The 19,950-nt window shown below is 39.5% G+C and carries 17 protein-coding genes; 8 read left to right on the top strand and 9 right to left on the bottom strand.

Annotated elements, in window-relative coordinates; genetic code table 11:
* Positions 1-95 precede the first annotated feature (95 nt).
* Positions 96-602 carry a DUF6913 domain-containing protein gene (locus SanaruYs_RS16310; protein WP_127123663.1) on the top strand — a complete coding sequence of 169 codons (507 nt, stop codon included), beginning with the start codon at positions 96-98 and terminating at the stop codon, positions 600-602.
* Here the strand turns inward: SanaruYs_RS16310 and SanaruYs_RS16305 are convergent, their stop codons facing one another.
* Entirely contained in the window at positions 603-1,136 is a 534-nt protein-coding gene (locus SanaruYs_RS16305; protein WP_218022465.1) for a carotenoid biosynthesis protein, read from the bottom strand.
* Between SanaruYs_RS16305 and SanaruYs_RS20255 the strand changes: the two genes are divergently transcribed.
* Positions 1,129-1,323, top strand: a complete 195-nt coding sequence (locus SanaruYs_RS20255) for a hypothetical protein (protein ID WP_218022463.1) — start codon at positions 1,129-1,131, stop codon at positions 1,321-1,323. The genes SanaruYs_RS16305 and SanaruYs_RS20255 overlap by 8 nt on opposite strands.
* 4 nt (positions 1,324-1,327) lie before the next feature.
* On the opposite strand, the gene crtD is transcribed toward SanaruYs_RS20255, so the two are convergent.
* The 6 genes from crtD to SanaruYs_RS16275 all read right to left on the bottom strand — a co-directional run bounded on the left by crtD (position 1,328) and on the right by SanaruYs_RS16275 (position 8,043).
* Positions 1,328-2,806 (bottom strand): 1-hydroxycarotenoid 3,4-desaturase CrtD, encoded by a 1,479-nt coding sequence (gene crtD / locus SanaruYs_RS16300; protein ID WP_127123661.1) that lies wholly within the window; start codon positions 2,804-2,806, stop codon positions 1,328-1,330.
* 40 nt (positions 2,807-2,846) lie between these two features.
* Positions 2,847-3,611 carry a LytR/AlgR family response regulator transcription factor gene (locus tag SanaruYs_RS16295; protein WP_127123660.1) on the bottom strand — a complete coding sequence of 255 codons (765 nt, stop codon included), beginning with the start codon at positions 3,609-3,611 and terminating at the stop codon, positions 2,847-2,849.
* Complete coding sequence (locus SanaruYs_RS16290) at positions 3,608-4,639, bottom strand: histidine kinase (RefSeq protein WP_127123659.1); 1,032 nt, start codon at positions 4,637-4,639, stop codon at positions 3,608-3,610. The genes SanaruYs_RS16295 and SanaruYs_RS16290 overlap by 4 nt, the downstream gene beginning before the upstream one ends.
* A 17-nt stretch (positions 4,640-4,656) precedes the next feature.
* On the bottom strand, positions 4,657-5,100 hold the full coding sequence (locus SanaruYs_RS16285; protein ID WP_127123658.1) for a DUF2141 domain-containing protein: 444 nt from the start codon (positions 5,098-5,100) through the stop codon (positions 4,657-4,659).
* A 44-nt stretch (positions 5,101-5,144) separates the two neighbouring features.
* Positions 5,145-5,792 carry a tetratricopeptide repeat protein gene (locus tag SanaruYs_RS16280; RefSeq protein WP_127123657.1) on the bottom strand — a complete coding sequence of 216 codons (648 nt, stop codon included), beginning with the start codon at positions 5,790-5,792 and terminating at the stop codon, positions 5,145-5,147.
* An 85-nt stretch (positions 5,793-5,877) separates the two neighbouring features.
* Positions 5,878-8,043, bottom strand: coding sequence for a TonB-dependent receptor (locus tag SanaruYs_RS16275; protein ID WP_127123656.1), 2,166 nt, complete (start codon positions 8,041-8,043; stop codon positions 5,878-5,880).
* 186 nt (positions 8,044-8,229) lie between these two features.
* On the opposite strand from SanaruYs_RS16275, the gene SanaruYs_RS16270 reads away from it, so the two are divergent.
* A complete protein-coding gene (locus tag SanaruYs_RS16270; RefSeq protein WP_127123655.1) occupies positions 8,230-9,534 on the top strand; it encodes a M20/M25/M40 family metallo-hydrolase in 1,305 nt (434 codons plus the stop codon).
* A gap of 160 nt (positions 9,535-9,694) precedes the next feature.
* A complete protein-coding gene (locus SanaruYs_RS16265) occupies positions 9,695-12,655 on the top strand; it encodes a leucine--tRNA ligase (RefSeq protein WP_127123654.1) in 2,961 nt (986 codons plus the stop codon).
* Positions 12,656-12,818: 163 nt separating this feature from the next.
* Here the strand turns inward: SanaruYs_RS16265 and SanaruYs_RS16260 are convergent, their stop codons facing one another.
* Positions 12,819-13,235: a CBS domain-containing protein gene (locus tag SanaruYs_RS16260; protein WP_127123653.1), complete on the bottom strand. Its 417-nt coding sequence runs from the start codon at positions 13,233-13,235 to the stop codon at positions 12,819-12,821.
* 142 nt (positions 13,236-13,377) lie between these two features.
* On the opposite strand from SanaruYs_RS16260, the gene SanaruYs_RS16255 reads away from it, so the two are divergent.
* From SanaruYs_RS16255 to SanaruYs_RS16240, 4 genes are all read left to right on the top strand, one after another.
* Complete coding sequence (locus tag SanaruYs_RS16255) at positions 13,378-13,794, top strand: hypothetical protein (protein ID WP_127123652.1); 417 nt, start codon at positions 13,378-13,380, stop codon at positions 13,792-13,794.
* Positions 13,795-13,893: 99 nt separating this feature from the next.
* Positions 13,894-16,350, top strand: coding sequence for a DUF5686 and carboxypeptidase-like regulatory domain-containing protein (locus SanaruYs_RS16250; RefSeq protein ID WP_127123651.1), 2,457 nt, complete (start codon positions 13,894-13,896; stop codon positions 16,348-16,350).
* 179 nt (positions 16,351-16,529) lie between these two features.
* Positions 16,530-17,528, top strand: coding sequence for a beta-ketoacyl-ACP synthase III (locus SanaruYs_RS16245; RefSeq protein ID WP_127123650.1), 999 nt, complete (start codon positions 16,530-16,532; stop codon positions 17,526-17,528).
* Between the two features lie 79 nt (positions 17,529-17,607).
* A complete protein-coding gene (locus tag SanaruYs_RS16240) occupies positions 17,608-17,832 on the top strand; it encodes a hypothetical protein (RefSeq protein ID WP_127123649.1) in 225 nt (74 codons plus the stop codon).
* A 66-nt stretch (positions 17,833-17,898) separates the two neighbouring features.
* On the opposite strand, the gene SanaruYs_RS16235 is transcribed toward SanaruYs_RS16240, so the two are convergent.
* Positions 17,899-19,941, bottom strand: coding sequence for an OPT family oligopeptide transporter (locus SanaruYs_RS16235; protein ID WP_127123648.1), 2,043 nt, complete (start codon positions 19,939-19,941; stop codon positions 17,899-17,901).
* Positions 19,942-19,950: the final 9 nt, after the last annotated feature.

The following is a 19,950-nucleotide window of genomic DNA, read 5'->3' as shown; positions in this document are numbered from 1 at the left end:
GATTGCTCATATTTACATGAAATGGACATGTCAGATCGATTTGCAGCTTTATTAAACGGCCACTCCAAGTGTCCGGTAAAATCAATTATTGACAGATGAAACTTACCTTTTTACGTTTTAACACTAACAATAACGTTAAGAAAAATAAAACCCATCGCGAAAGCGTAACTTTTGCTAAAGCACAAAGTGTGGGGATTCTTTTTTCTGTAGAGGACAGAGCAAAGCATGATGTTGTAAAGGAATTGATAAAAAAACTAGAGGGTGAAGGCAAAAAAGTTACGGTACTGGCATTTTTACCAGAGAAAAAAGAAAACTTTGAGTTTCTCTTCAACTACTTTACCGCTAAAGACATTTCTTTTTGGGGGAATCTCCAATCTAACGATGCGCTGAGTTTTTCTAATACACCCTTCGATTTTTTGTACTGCCTTGACGAATCACCTAACCTGATGTTACAAAACATATTGGCACGGTGTAAAGCCAAGTGTCGTATCGGTAAATATGCTGATGGCAATGAGGCTTTCTTTGAATTAATGATTGAAAGTAAGAATGGTGTCAGGTCTCTAGCTGAAGGAGCCTTGAAATACAGTCGCGAACTCCGCTGATTACCACCGAATCATAAGTGTAATACCCACCAGAAAAATACTTTGTGCCGATAGTACAATGGCAGCAAGCTTATTTTCTTCAGTCTTAGTTTTGTTCAATACGACTATTGCGATAAAACTAACAACAAACCATGAGATGTAATTAAGTAATGGTATGCTGTTCCCCTCCCATTGCCAGAAGTTTAAATGCATAGCCACAGGTTCTAGCAGATAATCAAAAAGCGTAGCTAATCCTGCTGCCAATGTGATGCTCACAATAGATTTGTTAAGATGGTATGGCCAAAATTTAGAAGATACAATGAGTTGAGATAAAGTATAGGCACCCAGCACAACCATTGCCCAATTAATTCCAATAATAAACGGAACACCAAAAAGTGATAAGCCTAAAACCGAAGAATAGGTGTAGTTCCCGAAAATAATTCCTGTATTTACCCCAACAATTTCTGCGCTAAAACCAATCAGTATAACCCCCATGAATACAGCAATAAATTTTTTAGAGATTGGTTCGTGGTTAATCAATACCAAAATGGCCATGATTAATAAATTAATTGCCGACAAAGTGGACAACAATGCCCTTCCCCATAAGGCAAAAGCCGCGATGCCCCCAATATTGAAAAGCAATGCCAATAAAGCCGAAATCCAAAATTTAGGGGCAATTTGCTCCAATCGCTGTGCTAAAAATGGCGCTATCATCTCTTTTCTTTTAGGGTTGATTGCTTAACACGTTAACCGGCAAATTGTTCTTTCACCAATAGTTCGACCAAGCGAGCACTTTTAAGGCAAAGCGGAATGCCTCCCCCTGGATGGACTGTACCTCCTGCAAAAAATAAATTCTTGTAATCTTTACTTTCATTGGCATGTCTAAAGAAAGCAGCCATACGATCGTTTGAACTCGATCCATAAAGCGAACCCAGGAAAGATGCTGTATCGCGTTCAATACCACCTGGATGCCAAATATGTTCTTCTTCTATCAATGGCGCTATGTCTGTATTCAGCATTCGGGTTAGTTTCTTTAACACATTAATTTTTGCTGCCAGAACTGCTTCTTCCCAATTGATTATTTGAGAGGCTGGGGCATTAATCATTACAAACCAATTCTCACCATTGGATGGTGCGTGTGTCACATCCTTTTTTGAAGTTATGTTAATATAAACTGTCGGGTCGCTTGGAAGTACTTTCTTGACAAAGAGTTCATCAAACTCTTGCTGATAGTTTTCTGAGAAGAAAATGGAATGTAAGTCAAGCTGAGGAAATGATTTTTTTATTCCCCAATAAAAAATGATGGCGCTTGTTGATCGCTCTTGCTTACTTATTTCAAAAGCTTTGTTATTGTCTTTAAATAATTTTTGATAAGTAAAATAAACATCCATATTACTCACCACCACATCTGCTGTTATAGTGCGCTGATCAGTTTGCACAGCCGATACCTTATCTTTGGCCTTTACTATCTCTTCTACTTCTTCATTAAAGTAAAACTGCACACCCAATTCATTCGCTAACTTGAATAATGCATTAGTAATGCTGATCATTCCACCCTTGGGATAAAAAGCACCTTCATTATGTTCAAGGTGCGGAATCATGGTTAGCATTGCTGGAGCTACGTAAGGATTACTACCGTTGTAGGTGGCAAAGCGATTAAATATTTGTTGAGTTTTCGGTGAAGCAAAAGATTTTTTGTTTACCTGATCTACTGTATTGATTAAGTGCTTTCCTTTTACAACAGCTAGCGCTTTTAAGATACGCTTGTTAAACCATGTCTTCAATCGCTGCAGTGGATAGTCGAGAAAAATAAGACCAACATGTTGATACAAGTTCGCTGCTTCGCTGAGGTATTGAACTGCATTTCCCTTTCTTTCACCAAGTTTGGAAACTAACTCTTCATCAAATTTCTGTGTATCGATATAACCATGCACTATAGTACCATCTTCAAAGAAATATCTGTTGGCTTCATTTAATTTTTCTATCTGAATGTAATCCTTGGGATTTCTTCCTGCCAATTTGAAAAGTTCCAACACATTTTCTGGTTGGGTAAAAAGACTGGGGCCACGATCGAAGTGATAATCCCCCAAAGTAAAATCGCTGAGCTTACCCCCTGGGAAGCTGTTTTTCTCAAAAACGCTTACATCGAAGCCAAGAAGTTGTAGACGTATAGCCGATGCAAGGCCTGCAACTCCGGAACCGATAATGACTGCTGATTTGCTCATCAACAGCTAAACAGTTTCTAAGGTAAAATGTTAGATGTTTTTACTGATCCAGCCAGTCTTTAAATTCCTGTACACGTTCGCGTGCTACAATCACATCCTGATCGTCCGAATCCTTCAAGACCAGTCGTAAACGACTGTTGGTATAACTGATAATGTCCTGGAAGGCTTTAGGACTGATAATGTATTTTCTGTTTATTCTAAAAAAAGACCTGGAATCCAGCATCTCTTCCAACTGATCTAATGTGTAGTCAAGAATATGGTCACGTTTTTCGTTGGTATGGCAAAAGGTAGTTTTATCCTGACTGAAGAAATAAAGGATATTCTCCACCTCAATGGTTCTTAAGTGTTCACCCACTTTTATTACAAATCGAGTTTTGTTGCGCCTCGTCAGCATTTGCATGGCTTGCTCTATATTAGTCAGTCTACTTTGGGCATCACTCGCACTTGTGTTTCCGCTAACACTTAATTTGTGAAGAGCCGCTTTTAGCTCAACTTTATCTATTGGTTTTAAAATGTAATCTATGCTGTTAACTTTAAAGGCTTTTAGTGCATATTCATCGTAGGCTGTTGTAAAAATAACAGGGCTAGTTACTTTGCACTGGTCAAAAATCTGAAAGCTGATACCATCGGCCAGTTGTATGTCCATCAACACTAAATCAGGAACAACATTGTTGGTAAACCATTCGACAGCACGTTTAACTGAATCAATTTTGTCGAGCACTATAACATCAGGTACTAGCTCCTTTATCAGGCTTTCAATTCGTCTGGCTGCTTGCTCTTCATCTTCTATAATTAATACCTTCATGCAACAGGATTTATAATAGGTATTTTAACAACAAAGTGTTGATCGTCCTCAACAACCTGAACCTGACGACTATCTAAAAATTGGTAACGTTTAGTAATGTTATCTAATCCCATACCTGAAGATGCTTCCCCGGAATTAAGCTTGCGTTGTAAAGTGTTTTCCACAATAAGAAAGTTTCCATCTCTGTATAATCGGATAGTTAAAGGTTTATCCTGTGATATCTCGTTGTGTTTGACTGCATTTTCAACCAACATTTGCAAAGCCAAAGGGGCTACCAGCGATTGAGTTGCATCTAACGTATTCTCTATTTTCAATTTATCACCAAAGCGAATGCGTTGCAGATAAGTATAAGATTCTAAAAAACGCAACTCATCCGCTATTGGCACTAGTTCCTTATCTCTAGTATCCAATACATAACGGTACACCTCTGATAATTGCTTAATGAATTTTGCCGCCTTATCCTGATCTTCATAAACCAAATTAGTCAGTGCATTGAGACTATTGAATAAAAAATGCGGGTTTACCTGACTTTTCAAGCTCTCATAAGTAGCTGTCATACTTTCCTTCTGGTAACGCTCGGCATCTACCGCTGATTTTCTCCATTGCAACAAAAACTCACGACCGTGCATGGTCAATGAAATAAAAAAAGTAATGATCAGTGAAACTATTACAAAATCTGAATAATCATTGAACCGAATATTACGGGAATACTCCCATAACTTTAAAAGTCCAATAGCTGCAATGGTTGTAAATATCACTGTAGAGATAAGACCAGTCCACAACCGTGTTATGGGCATTTTTACCCATGGAAATTTCGTGCTTAAAAAAGAAGCCAACTCACCATTGCCTATCCAAAGCACAGCCCACATCACAGCTGAGAAAAAAGAAGTAAGTGCAAATTTTGATACGTCAACATTACAAGAAGTGCAGGCAAAATATGTTAGGATTGTTGAGCCTACTATTGAAAGGACAAAAACACTTCCGTATTCTTTAACTCTTCTATTGCTGTGGGTTATTGGCTTTTCCAAAATTGAATGAATTTAGTTTAATCACCACCGAAAAGAGAGTTGATCATAGTGATTGAAATACTTTGCTTGTCTTGTTGAAACTTAAAGCTGCACTTTTCGAAACTAGGACCTCCCCAGCGCGGTTTAAAATTATTTGAAAAAGCAAAGGGTTCTGTGGGCACACCGAAAGTACCTGTATTTAGCTTACCGTTTCCATCCTCATCCTGATATATAGCAATGGCATATTCTCCAAAAGGTAAATCTTGAAATTTAAAAGTACACACACCAGATTTACAATCTCCTGTTTGTGTCTTTACCAAGAACTTATCATCAGGAAAATCTCCTCCTTCGCGATAAATAGCGACATTAATTTTACCGGTCTGGGTAATGTTCGAAAGTGAAACGACTAAAGAACCCTTTGTTTCAGAGCGAAAGGCTGTGGTCATCAAAGCAACCAAAAGTAATGCAAGTATGGATTTCATATTTTTCTAAAGTTAGTGTATTAAGTATGTTTTAAAAAAATTCGTTATTGACACTTATCCTTCAAACTCTGCGCCATGTTTTTACCCCACATAGGACTCAACACAGAAGACGGCTTTTGGTTTTCGAATTTGTCCACAGCCTTTGCTGCTGTAGCACACGCGTCAGCAGTAGACGAACCAAAAAACTTAGCGGTGCCAAATTCCATTTGTGCTAATAAGGCCAAGGCTCTGGGGTTTTCAGGATTCATCGCTACAGCCTTGTTAAACGATTGAAAGGCCATGCCTGAATATTGCTGTCCACGTGAAGCCGGATCTACTGTAACACGCATCATATGTATAAAACCATCTAACGCCACCATTTCCGACTCACCTGGTTGCAAAGCCTTGGCAGCTTCCAGTGCTTTTAATGAAGCATCCAGCATAGTATCTTTTTTTGTTGGATCTTTTTCCAGATTTGTCATCATCACATATGCGTATGCTTCGTAGTAAAAAGCTTCCCACTTCGTTTTCTCAGCTTCTGCTATTCTGTGGAAAGTATTGGCCAGTGATTGAAATTCTTCCACACTTTTTGCCTGATACGCAGCTTCGATATTCTTTTGCATAATTTCAGTATACTTATCATTGGCAAAAGTAAATTGTGCCGCAAATACAAGTAGTCCAATGATGAGGGGGATGATGTTTAAGTTTTTCATAGTTTTTGGATTATAGTTATTCGTTATTCGTTATTCGTTATTCGTTATTCGTTATTCGTTATTCGTAAATCTTAAATCTTAAATCTTACAGTGATGGTAACATATTCATTCCCTTATCTTTTGAAAGCGTAATGAAGACACCGAGGAATAAAAAGTTGCGTGCCGGCTGACGAATGGCTCTTGCTGCATACACACCGTTTACATCGGGTGTTGCTGCATATTCGTATCCGAAAATATTTTCTCGACCCAGTATGTTGGTACAAGAGGCATACACAATCACATTAGACTTCGGTAAATAACTGATGTTAATACTTAAGTCGTGGTAAGCTGGTGTACGACCATCCATAAAAGTGCTTTCGTTTGGATTGTTGAAAGGACGTGGGCTGGAGTAAGAATAAGTGGCTCCAAACTGTGTTTTCAACTTTGACACAAAGTGCTTGTACACAAATGAGAAGTTGTGCTCAGATGCAAATGAAGGCATCACTTCATTGGGATAATTTAAGTAATCACGTTTTGTATCCAGGTAAGAATAACTCACCCAGTAGTCAACGTTATCAATGCTCTGATTATCGCGCCAGAAAAACTCCAGACCCTTTGCATAACCCTTACCATTATTGCTGCTTAACTCTTCCTGACCAGTTGTGAATTTTACCAAATCCTCATAAGCCTTATAATAAGTTTCTACACGGAAGGTTCTGTTATTGGAAATGTATTGGTAGTTGGCAATATAATGCTGCGCCTTTTCCTGCTGCAGATTGTTATTTAGTTTTAACCAATCATTTTTAGGTGATTGACGAAAGTTACCGTACGCCAAAGAGAACTGACCATTGGTATTAAGTTTATAGCCTAGTGAAATTCTCGGATCAACACTTACTTCGTTTAATAAGCTATTGTGCTCGGCCCTTACACCCACCCGGGTAACAAATGCGTTAGAGGCATAAACATCACCTTCCGCAAATACGGCTGTTACATTTTCTTTAAAAGCCAATATACGTGCCGTTGGGAAAAATGATGAGCGTAATACTTGCTCATATGACCGTGTAATCACTTCTGCACCAGCCTTGACCTCTACTCTATCCGATAGTGAACCTTCTACAACGGTTTTGGTATGTATCCCTTCTTCTTTTTCATCCGCGTTATCTCCTTCTATGTTCGCATCATTGGTAATGTTGGTATACGATAAGCCACCACGAATTATCCATTTCTCTGATAACTGATCTTTATAAAAAGCATTGGCATAAGCATAATTATTATCTAAGTTCAATAATCTTTTCTGTGAAGGATCAGCAATGTCGTGCTGGTATAAACTGAAGGAAGATGTACTGAAATTACCAAAGGCTTTTAACATACCATGCTTACCGATTTCTTTGCGGTAGGCGCTGCTGCCTTCTAAGGAAGCAAAGGGTTTTTTCCAATTAACTTCCTGATTGATCAGACCATAGTAGGGTCTAATGTTTGTGTATTGAATTTTACCGGCTAATGAAGCACGATCCCAAACTTGTGTGTGCGAAACGTCACCACCTACTGATAAAATACCAAGGTCTGTTCTTGTTACTTCTTGTTTGTCTTTAGAATCAAGGGCGAGGGCCGAAGAAAGTGCCTGACCATATTCTGCAGAATACCCCCCTGTACTGAAGCTCGTTCCTTTAAACATAAAAGGCAAAAAGCGTCCGCGTGAAGGTGTGTTTGGTGCAGCCGGGCCGTAGGCATCCAGCACAACCATACCATCAATAAAAGTTTTTGTCTCATTGCCTTCGCCACCGCGAACAAACAGACGACCGCTCTCTCCTACTTTTTGTGTACCCGGTAAGGTATTCAATGCACCGGCTATATCGGCAGTGGCACCAGCTGTAGTGGCTATATCCAACGCCTTAAAAACAGTTCTGCGCGATTCATCACTGGCCGTAAATGCACCAGCTGTGATGGTTACAGCTTCTAACTGATTAATGGTCTCTTTCAGTTGAATGGTCAGCGTCAACGGTGCACCTGTCAGCTCAACTGCTTGTTCATAATTTTTGTAGCCAACAAAGGTTACAACTAATATATGCTTGCCTTTTTCAGTAGAAGAAAAACGAAAGCTACCATCAATATTTGCACTGGCGCCATCGTAAGTATCTTTCAGGGATACGTTGGCACCTGGAATGGCTTCTCCCTTTTCATCCGAAACTTTTCCGGAGATAAGTGTTTGAGCAAATCCTGCTGAAAAAGTGAGCAGGAGAGCAAGGCTTGTGTGGAGTAGTGATCGAATCATGCTTCAAATCTTCCCCAAAAAGGACTTCTTTACTAAAAAGTGTTACTGAACTGTCGGGGCAGATGGATGAATTGTAAAGATGGCGGATGAATTATTGGCCTTTGATCGAGGCTAATGGCCAATTAAGATAAGCTCACTTTGCTTTTGCCTGTTGAATCTATACTTTTAAGACTTAACCTTGTTACCATGCGATTATTATTTACCTCTTTATTAGTCATCAGCCTTTTTACAACTAAGGCTCAACAAGTCGACAAACACATCACCGAAGAAAATGTGGGGAGACTTATCAGCACCCTTGCTGCAGATGATATGATGGGACGCCCTGCCATGCGACCTGAATACATGGAGAAGGCAACAGCCTTTATAGAAAGTGAATTTGAAAAAATTGGTTTGAAACCATTAGCTGGTCAAAAAACTTACCGTCAGGCATTTCAAAAGCAATTGATTGTACCAGGTATTCCACAAATAACCATTAACGGACAAACCTTAAGCAACGACAAAGTATTGCTGGCCACCGAAAATATTAACGTAAATACCGATAGCGGTTTTGGAATGCTTCGCATCGATTACGACAGCACCATTGCCAATAAAAGACAAACACTCATCAGCAAAGCCTTTATGTTAAGTCGCGATACAAGCGCTGCTTTTGTTATTGTGCATCCTGCTTACCTCGAAGTATTCCCTGAACTAAAAGGTTATTTTGGTAAACGACTCATCTCCGGTCGCAAAGGCACGAAAGTTTTTGTTGTTACCGATCAGCCTATCAATACTTACAGCGTACAGGCTACGCAAAGTATTGAATCCATTACCATGACTAACGTAGTAGGCATGATTGAAGGTAAAAAGAAGAAAGATGAATATGTTGTCTTCTCCGGTCACTATGATCACATTGGTATCAGGCCTGCTGTTGATGGTGACTCCATCGCCAACGGTGCAGATGATGATGCCTCAGGCACTACCGCTGTAATTGCTTTGGCCAACTACTACAAAAAAATAAAAGATAATAACCGCACCTTGATTTTTGTTGCCTTCACAGCAGAAGAAATTGGAGGTTATGGCTCACGTTATTTTTCTGAACAAATTAATCCTGATCAGGTAGTGGCTATGTTTAATATTGAAATGATTGGCAAGCCGTCCAAGTGGGGTCGCGACCATGCATTTATTACCGGTTACGAGCGCTCGGATTTTGGTGAAATTCTGCAACGCAACCTGGAAGGCACACCTTTTAAATTCATGCCCGATCCTTATCCAAAGCAAAATCTTTTCTACCGTTCTGATAATGCCACACTGGCACGTTTAGGAGTGCCGGCACATACTATTTCCACCGATGAAATTGACATCGATAAATTTTACCATACAGTGAATGATGAAGTAGAAACCTTGGATGTTAAAAATATAACGGTTACCATACGCGCTATTGCCCTAAGTGCCCGATCCATGGTAAGCGGAACAGATGCTCCCAAACGTATCGATAAGGCTAGCGTACGCTAGCCGCTTTTCAACTTACTTCTCCAAGGTCTTACGCTGTAGTAAGTAAGACCTTGGAGAAGTTGAGGTAGTTTTCTCTCTAGATGGTTAGACCTTGGAGAAGTAAGTATAATTCCCTTGCTTTCACTATTTTTGTGGTTCGCATAACATTGAACTGAGCAAAATGGCCGAATACAGCAAGGAAGAGATCAAGAAAATTGAGCAGAAATGGCAGGAGAAGTGGGAAAAAGAGGGCGCCTACAAAGTTTCTGATACTTCTGACAAACCCAAATACTACGTACTGGACATGTTCCCCTACCCATCCGGGGCAGGTTTGCATGTAGGGCACCCACTTGGTTACATCGCATCTGATATCGTTTCCCGTTACAAACGCAGCAAGGGATTTAATGTGCTACACCCTATGGGCTTTGATGCCTTCGGTTTACCGGCTGAACAATATGCCATTCAAACAGGGCAGCATCCTGCTGTTACGACTGCTAAAAATATTGAGACCTATAAAAGACAACTCAGACAAATTGGTTTCTCTTACGATTGGAGTCGCGAAGTCCAAACCTGCGAACCTGCTTACTACAAATGGACGCAGTGGATTTTCATGCAGTTGTTTAATGCGTGGTATAACAAAAAGGCAATAGTCAATGGACAATTGATAATTGACGGAAAAACTGAAAACATTTCGACTTTAATTGCTGAGTTAGAAAAAAATGGAAATGCCTCCATTAATGCTGTGTGTGATGATGAAACGCCATCAATCACAGCTGAGGAATGGAAGAATTTTAACGAGCGAGAGAAAGAAGAATTTCTGCAACACTATCGCATAGCTTACCAAAGCGAAACTATGGTGAACTGGTGTGCTGCTTTAGGAACAGTACTTTCTAATGATGAAGTAAAAGATGGTGTAAGCGAACGCGGTGGTTACCCTGTGGAGCGCATTAAGATGTTGCAATGGAGCATGCGCATTACCGCTTATGCTGATCGTTTACTGAAAGGTTTAGATACCATTGACTGGCCTGAGCCTGTAAAAGAAATGCAGCGTAACTGGATCGGTAAAAGTCTGGGCTGTCAGTTCAAATTTGAAATCTCAAATTTGAAATCTCAAATTGAGGTCTTCACCACCAGAATCGATACTGTTTTTGGTGTTACCTTTTTAGTATTGGCTCCCGAACATGAGTTGGTAAAGCAAATTACAACTGAAGCGCAACAAACCGCTGTCGAGAACTATGTTGAAGTAGCTAAGAACAGAAGTGAACGTGAGCGCATGAGTGAAGTAAAACGCGTGAGCGGTGCCTTCACGGGTGCTTATGCTGTTAATCCTTTCAATGGCGAACAAATTCCGATCTGGATTTCTGATTATGTATTAGCTGGTTATGGAACAGGTGCTGTAATGGCCGTTCCTGGTCATGACGAACGCGACCACCGTTTTGCCAAGCATTTTAATTTACCCATACGACAAGTAGTTGAAGGACCAAGTGTTGAGGAAGAAGCTTTTGTGAGTTGGGATGCGAAAATCGTCAACTCCGATTTTATGAATGGTTTGACTGTGGATGAAGCCATAGCAGCCGGTATTAAAAAAGTAGAAGCACTCAAAATCGGTAAGGGAAAAGTTAATTTCCGTTTACGCGATGCCATCTTCGGTCGTCAGCGTTATTGGGGTGAGCCCTTCCCTGTCTATTACAAAGATGGCTTACCTAAGCTTGTTGAAGAAAAAGATTTGCCTATAACCCTTCCTGAGATTGATGAATACAAACCAACGGAAAGTGGAGAGCCACCATTGGCGAGGGCAAAAGATTGGAACTACAAGGGATTTACACATGAATTAACCACCATGCCCGGCTGGGCAGGCTCCAGTTGGTATTGGTTCCGTTACATGGATCCGAAAAATGATTCGGCATTTGCCGCCAAGGAAAAAACCAGCTACTGGAAAGATGTTGACTTGTACATGGGCGGCAGCGAACATGCTACAGGACACTTATTATATTCACGCTTCTGGTGCAAAGCCTTGAAAGATTTAGGTTATGTAGAAGCCGAAGAGCCATTTAAGAAGTTGATTAACCAGGGGCATATACAAGGGATAAGCAAATTTGTGTACAGGGTTAACTTCGCATTAATGGATAACCCTAGCAAAGAAAATCCAATTACACCTGAATTATATGTTAGCAGAGGAATTGCACAAAGAATACATAACAAGACAATTACTCTGACCGAGGCTACAGAGATTTATAACAAATATATAGAAGAATTAAATAAGCTAAATCCTTCAAGAAAACTCTCTGTGATTTTCAACGATATCGAAGATTTAAATGCAATTGAAAATCATGTTGACATACAGTATGTTGATGGTGAAACTCTTGATATTGAAGGGTTCAAAAATTGGAGGGAGTACTATAAAGATGCACAATTCATTCTTGAAGATGGCAAATACATCTGCGGTTCCGAAGTCGAAAAAATGTCTAAGTCGAAATACAATGTTGTTAACCCTGACGACATTGTAAGCAACTATGGCGCAGACACACTTCGCTTGTATGAAATGTTCCTAGGTCCTTTGGAGTTATCTAAGCCATGGAACATGCAAGGCATTGATGGCGTATACAAATTCTTAAGACGTTTCTGGAATCTCTTCCACGATAAAAACGGAAACTTCACTATCAGTGAAGAAGCAGCAACACGTGAAGAACTTAAGGTTTTACACAAAACCATCAAGAAAGTCGCACATGATATAGAGAACTTCTCTTTCAATACTTCGGTCAGTGAGTTCATGATCTGCTCTAACGAGCTTTCTTCCATTAAATGTAACAAACGCAGCATCCTGGAACCTTTGTGTATTGTGCTAGCACCTTATGCACCACACATTACGGCAGAGCTTTGGGAAAAAATGGGACATGCGGATAGTATTCTGGATGCTACCTTCCCCATCCACAATGAAGAATATTTGACTGAAAGCTCACACGAATATCCTATTTCCATCAATGGCAAAGTAAGAGGCAAAATGAATTTTGCTTTAGATATGCCAAAAGAAGACATAGAGAAAATAGTGCTGGCTTCAGAAACAGTACAAAAATGGAGTGAAGGCAAAACACCTAAGAAGATTATTGTGGTGCAAGGGAAGATTGTGAACGTGGTTTTATAATTGACAATGGACAATTGACATTGGTTGTTGGTTGTTGGTTGTTGGTTGTTGGTTAAAAAAATAAATATTAATCAAATCAACAAATCTTCAAATAACCGAATTAACGAATTAACACATCAATCATCATCAAATCTTCAAATTACCAAATCAACGAATCAGCATATCAATACTGCTCCAACATATACTTTATCACGTCTGTCGTTGTAACTATACCCTTCAACTTCTCTCCCTCCACTACCGGTAAGGCATGGAAGTGCGCAGTAGCAAAAATCTCAGCTACTTCTTTAATAGATGTGTCTGGCGAAACAGTCGTCATTTTTGATGTCATCACATGCGGAATGGTCAACATTTCCAACATAGCCTGATCAGTAGTATCTTCTCTTTCAAATAATGCACCAAATGTTAATCGATCAATATCTGTGCTGCTGATAATTCCAGCAATAGACTTCCCTTTCAACACAGGTAAATGACGAATTTTATGCTTGCGAAAAATATCTACAACATTAGCTAAAGTATCGTCATGGTTTACAGCATATACATGGCTAGTCATTATATGACTTACGGGTTCCTTCTTTTTCATAGGAGTAATTGTTAAAACTTACATTTGAAGCTACAGAAACCATTTTCGCAGCAGGCTGAAAAGCATCAGCGAAAAGACTGATTTGTATCAGTTTAAAAGACATTGAATCTGTCTAGTTTTATACTAACAAAACAACAAAACTATGATCTCTGTATTATCAACAACCAATAAATACATACTACAGCCCAGCCTGTTAGATATGCATCAGCAAAGCCGTGAATGGCTATCTGCTACTGAGTTTTGGAAAAAAGAGATTGATTTTTTTCAAAAGTTGCTCACTAGTAAATCTGCATTTTTTACTGAAATAGAAGACAAACAAAAAATTGGCCATTTCCAAAGTTTGATCATGTATTACAATGTGGAAGTAATTGATAAACTTGCCCGTAAATTACGCACACACGAAAATGCGTTGGCTGACATGCTTCAATCATTAAATGAGTCCGATACACAATACTTTCATGAACACAAGGGACTAATGGAAGAACTGTCTACTTTTGCGAGGAGCTTTAACACCCTGAAACAAGAATTGTTCGAGTTTATTGAAAAAGCACTGCGTTAAACATTTCAAATCTTTATTTATCACTGAAATCAATCAACTAAAAATTGCTTGTAATTTTTGAAGGAGATTATTAACTAATTCCTTCAAAATTATAATGCGGTGAGATTTCTATTGATCATTTTTCTGGTAGCAGCTGCTTTAAAACCTGAGGCACAGGTAATTCTGAAAGGTCAGATACTTGATAAGAGTACGCGCGATCCCATTGCCTTCGCCAATATTTCCTATAATAATGGTCGTGCAGGCACCAGTACTGACATAGAGGGACAGTTCACGCTTAGCCTTCCCGAACAATACAACGGTGAAATCATCGTCAGTCATGTTGCATACGAAAAATTGGTGTTTACTTATCCAGACTTTAAAAGAAGTCATGCATTGATTTTACTAAAGCCTTTATCACTCACTTTACAAGAGGTAACAGTCGTAGCAGGCGAAAACCCTGCACACGCCCTGATCAGAAATGTGATTAAAAACAGAGATAACAACAATCCCGATAAGCTCCGCGATTACCAATACATCTCTTACAACAAAGTCGTATTTGCTCCTTCAGAAGTAGATGCTAAAACTGATTCAACCATCAATGCACTTATCGCGATTCGCGATACAAGTGAATTAAAAAAGAGCCAAAAAGAACTGATTACTTTTGACAGTCTGTCCAGAAGGATGAATTTCTTTATGTCTGAGTCAGTTACCAATAAAAAAGTACTCAATCCGGGGCATACTGAAGAAAAACTGATTGGTTTAAAAGTTTCAGGATTTAGAAGTCCATTATTTGCTAATGTGGCTACTAACTTCCAACCCTTTTCGTTTTATTCAAGCTACCTGAATATATTAAGTAAAGATTATCTTAACCCAATTAGTCCAGGTACTTTCAGCAGTTACGAATTCCATTTGTCAGACACCACCTTCCATCAACAGGATACTGTTTACATTATTGAGTTCGCTCCCAGACCAAATAGAAATTTTGATGGACTCAAAGGTTTCCTTTCTATTTCTGTAGATGGCTGGGCAATTAAGAATGTAGTAGCTGCCACTGCCGATCCGTTGGCTAAAACAAAAGTAGTGGTGCAACAGAACTATGAAAAAGTTGGGAATCAATGGTTTCCTGCGCAACTGAATACCGATTTGGATTTTGCTGAAATGAAAATGTACGGCAGAAGTATGCGTCTCATCCACAGAACTTTTTTAAGCAACATTCAGATCAATACCAATTTAAAAGCAAATGAATTTTCAGGAAACCAGTTGATACTTGAGAAAATTGAGGATGAGAGAAGCGAGTCTGTTGTAAATCAATACAGAGGTAATCCACTCGATTCATTAGAAAGGAATACCTACACCGTTTTAGACACACTCAAAGAACTCAAAAGCGTTTTAGTAATGGAAAAAATGCTTGATGCACTTGCAACGCGCAGCATACCACTGGGACTTTTAGAAATAGATCTCACGCGCTTTATCACTGCCAATGAATATGAAGGGGCAAGACTGGGACTTGGCTTACATACAAGTTCCTCATTCAGTAAAAGATTTAAAGTAGGTGGTTACTTTGGTTATGGTTTTCGCGACAAAGCATTTAAATATGGTGGGGATGCAGAATTGATTTTAGATAAGCGGAACGATTTTAAAATGAAGCTCACCTACCAAAATGACATTATTGAAGTAGGTAATAATATTCGTCAGCCTATACAAAATGTTGGAACCACATTTAGAAATTTTTTGGCCGAGCGTTTTGATCAAATAGAAAGTTATTCTCTGGCCTTGCATTTTAAACTCTTCCCAGGATTATACGTACTCCCCTCTCTTTCGTATCAAACGTTAACACCACTGTATGTCTACCAGTTTGAAACTGCCGAGCAAACACTCAACAACTTCACACTTGTTGAAAGTAGCATTTCACTTCGCTATTTTCATAAAGAACAAAACCTGAGTTTCCTTGGTAAAAAAATTCCTTTCTCCACCCAATATCCAATTTTAGCTTTTACTTACACAAAAGCGATTGATCTATTAGATGCTGATTTCTTCACATATGATCGAATAAGTTTCAGTGCAAAATTCGTGAAGCATATCAGAAAGATTGGTAAAAGCAATTTAATCCTACAGACACATTATATGGAAGGGTTGGCACCGTATAGTAAACTCTTCTCCGGTTTTGGTGGAAAAAATGAAAGTAGTGTTGAAACAGATGGTTACTTTCAAACGATGGGACTTTATGAATTTACAGGGAACTTTTACGCAGCTGCTTTTCTAAAACATAATTTGGGTAACATCTTCATTAACACACGTTTTAGTAAACCTGAACTTTTGTTGTATCACAATATGGGCCTGACTACCCTTTCAACAACACAGTTCCAATCTCAAAATTTGAATACCATTACTCTTCAAAGTATGGATGACGGCTTTGTTGAATCTGGTGTTGGTTTAAACAATCTCCTTCGTTTTAACTATTTGGATGTTGGGTACCTGGGGCTTGGGCTTTCTGCCTTTTACCGCTATGGTGCTTATCAGTTACCCACAGAAAAAGACAATCTGGCTTTTAGGGTAAACGTAGCTTTCAGTTTCTGATAACAATGTCGTTTAGTTAAGCCTCCATATTCATCCTCTCCTTTGAAGATGCTTGGAGGTGTGGCCAAAAAATTGCTTAGATGAGTCAAATTGGTTTCTAATAAGTATAAAATCAGTACTAACTAACAGTCATTAGCAATTACCAACAATTGCTTAACTTGGTGCAATTAATTTACTGTATGCGCTACTCTAAAATTGTCGGCCTGGGTCATCATGTACCTGAAACGGTTATTACCAATGATTATCTCTCCACTATAATAGACACCAATGATGACTGGATTACAGAAAGGACCGGCATCAAGGAGAGACGTTATGCTGATCCGACCAAAGATACCGTTGCCAACATGGCAGCAAAGGCTACCAGAATGGCTTTAGAGCGTGCCAAGCTTACAGAAAAAGACATAGACTTTATTGTATTTGCTACCATTACCCCCGACTATTTCTTCCCGGGCTCAGGGGTGTTATTGCAACGCGAACTAGGTCTGGAGAGTATAGGAGCATTAGACATTCGCAATGCATGTTCGGGCTTTATCTATGCACTTTCAGTAGCCGATCAGTTTATTAAAAGTGGTATGTATAAGACCATTTTAGTAGTGGGTGCCGAAATGCAATCTACCGCCATAGATATGACCACCCGTGGTCGTAATACAGCGGTTATTTTTGCAGATGGTGCTGGAGCAGCAATTTTACAGCCTTCCGAGAAGCAAGGTATTTTATCCACCCATCTTCATTCCGATGGCCGCTTTGCTGAGGAATTATATGTACGCGATCCTGGCAGCAGTCGCCCAAGAGAAGAACGCCAGCCTGACCAAATTTTAGATACAACCCATTTTAAAGTGGTCATGAATGGCAATCAGGTTTTCAAACATGCTGTGGTTAGATTCATGGAGGTAATTAATGAAGCCCTGACTGCGAATAATATGACTAAAGACCAAATTGACCTTTTAGTACCCCATCAGGCTAATTTACGCATCAGTCAATATATTCAGGAAAAACTCGCTTTACGCGATGATCAGGTTTATAATAATATCATGCGGTACGGTAACACAACGGCTGCTTCCATCCCTATTGCCATGAGTGAGGCCTGGGGTGAAGGTAAAATCAAGGAAAATGATTTACTTTGTCTCGCAGCTTTCGGTAGCGGCTTTACATGGGCCTCTGCATTGATTCGCTGGTAATTCAATATTTATAGTTCAAGATTCAGGTGCGAATCCGGGAATGTGAAACGTTGAATTTGATATTTTGAATTAATTAAAAATGAAGACTACAACTTACAATCCCAGCCCTCTGGAAGTTGATTTTGCTAATGCCCTGTTTATTCTTCAAAAAGAAATTCAGAAGCATTTGCTTGACAATCAGATCATCAATGTAGAAACACAACTGAAAAAAGATAACCCTATGGTTAAATTCAGTTTATTAGATAAAGATGGCGATCCACATGAAATTGTTGTTCGCATTATCCAGATCCCTGATAAGTTTTAAAACATCAGCACAATAAAAATCCCCTGCCTTCACCAGACAGGGGATTTTTATTGTGCGTATAAATACCTAATCTTTTTTAACAGCCAGGCGATACAACATAGTAGCCATGGCCACAAAAAATAGTACGCCTAAAATAGAATAACCATTGGCACCCAGCATTTCTGTTAAGCCATGCTCAGCACTAATGTTTTTCATTGCCATGAAAATACTCTCATTTACAGAAAGTAAAGCCACAATAACACCAGCCAAAGCCCCACCGGCAATTAAACCAGTAGCAAATAAGCTACCCCTGCCAAGATCTTCATCTTGTTTATCCTCCCCTTTCTTCTCACTTCTCCAATCAACCACACCCTTAATAGCACCACCAATAAAAATAGGTAGCGTTGTAGATAGAGGTAAGTATAAACCAATGGCAAAAGCTAATGCCTTAATGCCGCACAGCTCAATCATTACCGCTATAAATACACCCACCATTACAAATTGCCAATCGAGGTTGTAGGATAAAATACCTTTAGCCAATGTAGCCATTAAAGTACCTTGTGGAGCAGGATAACGTTCGCTGCCAATAGCGTGTGTAATACCTTGTGCCGCCATATCTGCAGTTGGGGTATCTAATACTTTTACCACCAAGCCTATAGCGATGGAAGAAACAATAGCCCCGATGAACAAAGCAATCTGCTGATAGCGTGGTGTTGCCCCAACAATATAGCCTGACTTTAAATCTTGAGAAGTCGCCCCTGCGTTGGCAGCAGCAATACAAATCATACCCCCTACTACTAAAGCCAGCGGTTCATACACTTTACCGCTCCAGCCAATGGCGGTAAATATTAAACAAGTGCCCATCAGCGTAGCGATGGTCATACCAGATATAGGACTGTTACTGGAACCAACCAAACCAACAATCCGGCTTGCCACTGTTACAAAGAAGAAACCGAAAATGATAATAAGAATACCAATCAATAATTTTTGAAGGAAGCCATCACCCGGAATACCAGGAAGCACCGTCATTAAACCTACTAAAATTATGCTACCTACAATTACTACTTTAAAAGAGAGATCACGATCAGTACGCAAAACACTGGTTTCACTTTTTTCCTTTAATGAAGCCACGCTGTCGCGGAATGAACTAACAATGGTAGGAATAGTTTTAATCAACGTAATAAAACCACCAGCTGCAACAGCACCGGCACCAATCTGACGAATGTAAGCGAAGTACAAAGCGCTGGAAGGATTAGCAAAAGTTTTCGTGGCCGGATCCCAGCTTCCTTTACCACCTGCAGTATTAATGTCAGCAAGGTAACCGAGGCTAACCAATTGCTCTGCCACCACTTCCATCGGCACTAAGGTAGAAAGCAAGGGAATAATAGCCCACCAGGCCAATACAGAACCTGCTACAAGCACGCCACCAATTTTTGGTCCTATTATATAACCTACACCTAAATACTCTGGTGTGATCTCTGCATTGGTTGTAGCCGATGGCCAGAATTTATTTGCTTGTGTGGTAACATAAGCAGGTACTTCCGCAATTACATGAAATACTTTTTGCAGAATGGCATAACCCATGGCTACACCCATGCCAATAAAAGCAGTCTTGGCAAACACGCCTCCTTTTTCACCGGCTTGCAATACAGAAGCACAGGCAGTTCCTTCAGGATAAGGCAAGGTATCGTGTTCCTTTACAATGAGTGATCTTCTCAGTGGAATCATCATCAATGTACCTAACACACCACCAAAGGCTGCAAGAATTAAAATGGTGAGGTAGTTAAAATAACTTTCACCAACACTTACACCATTATCACCTGGCGATAAAAATAAAAAACCAGGTAAGGTAAATACTACACCAGCAGCAATAGATTCACCAGCCGAACCTGTAGTTTGAATAATGTTATTTTCTAAAATAGTTGTCTTTAAAAATTTACGTCCAAGTGTAATGGCAATTACTGCAATAGGAATAGATGCTGAAACCGTAAGACCTGCCTTTAGTGCCAGATATACTGTAGAACATCCGAAGAGAATACCGAAGAGCGAACCGAACACAACAGACTTTACTGTAAACTCTGCAATGTTTTGCTCAGGAGCGATGTAGGGTTTAAAGATTTTAGAGGCCATTACACTTCA

The sequence above is a fragment of the Chryseotalea sanaruensis genome, assembly GCF_003990915.1.
GTDB lineage: Bacteria > Bacteroidota > Bacteroidia > Cytophagales > Cyclobacteriaceae > Chryseotalea > Chryseotalea sanaruensis.
Note: the sequence above shows the minus strand (reverse complement) of the source record. Positions and strands in the feature narration are given on the sequence as shown.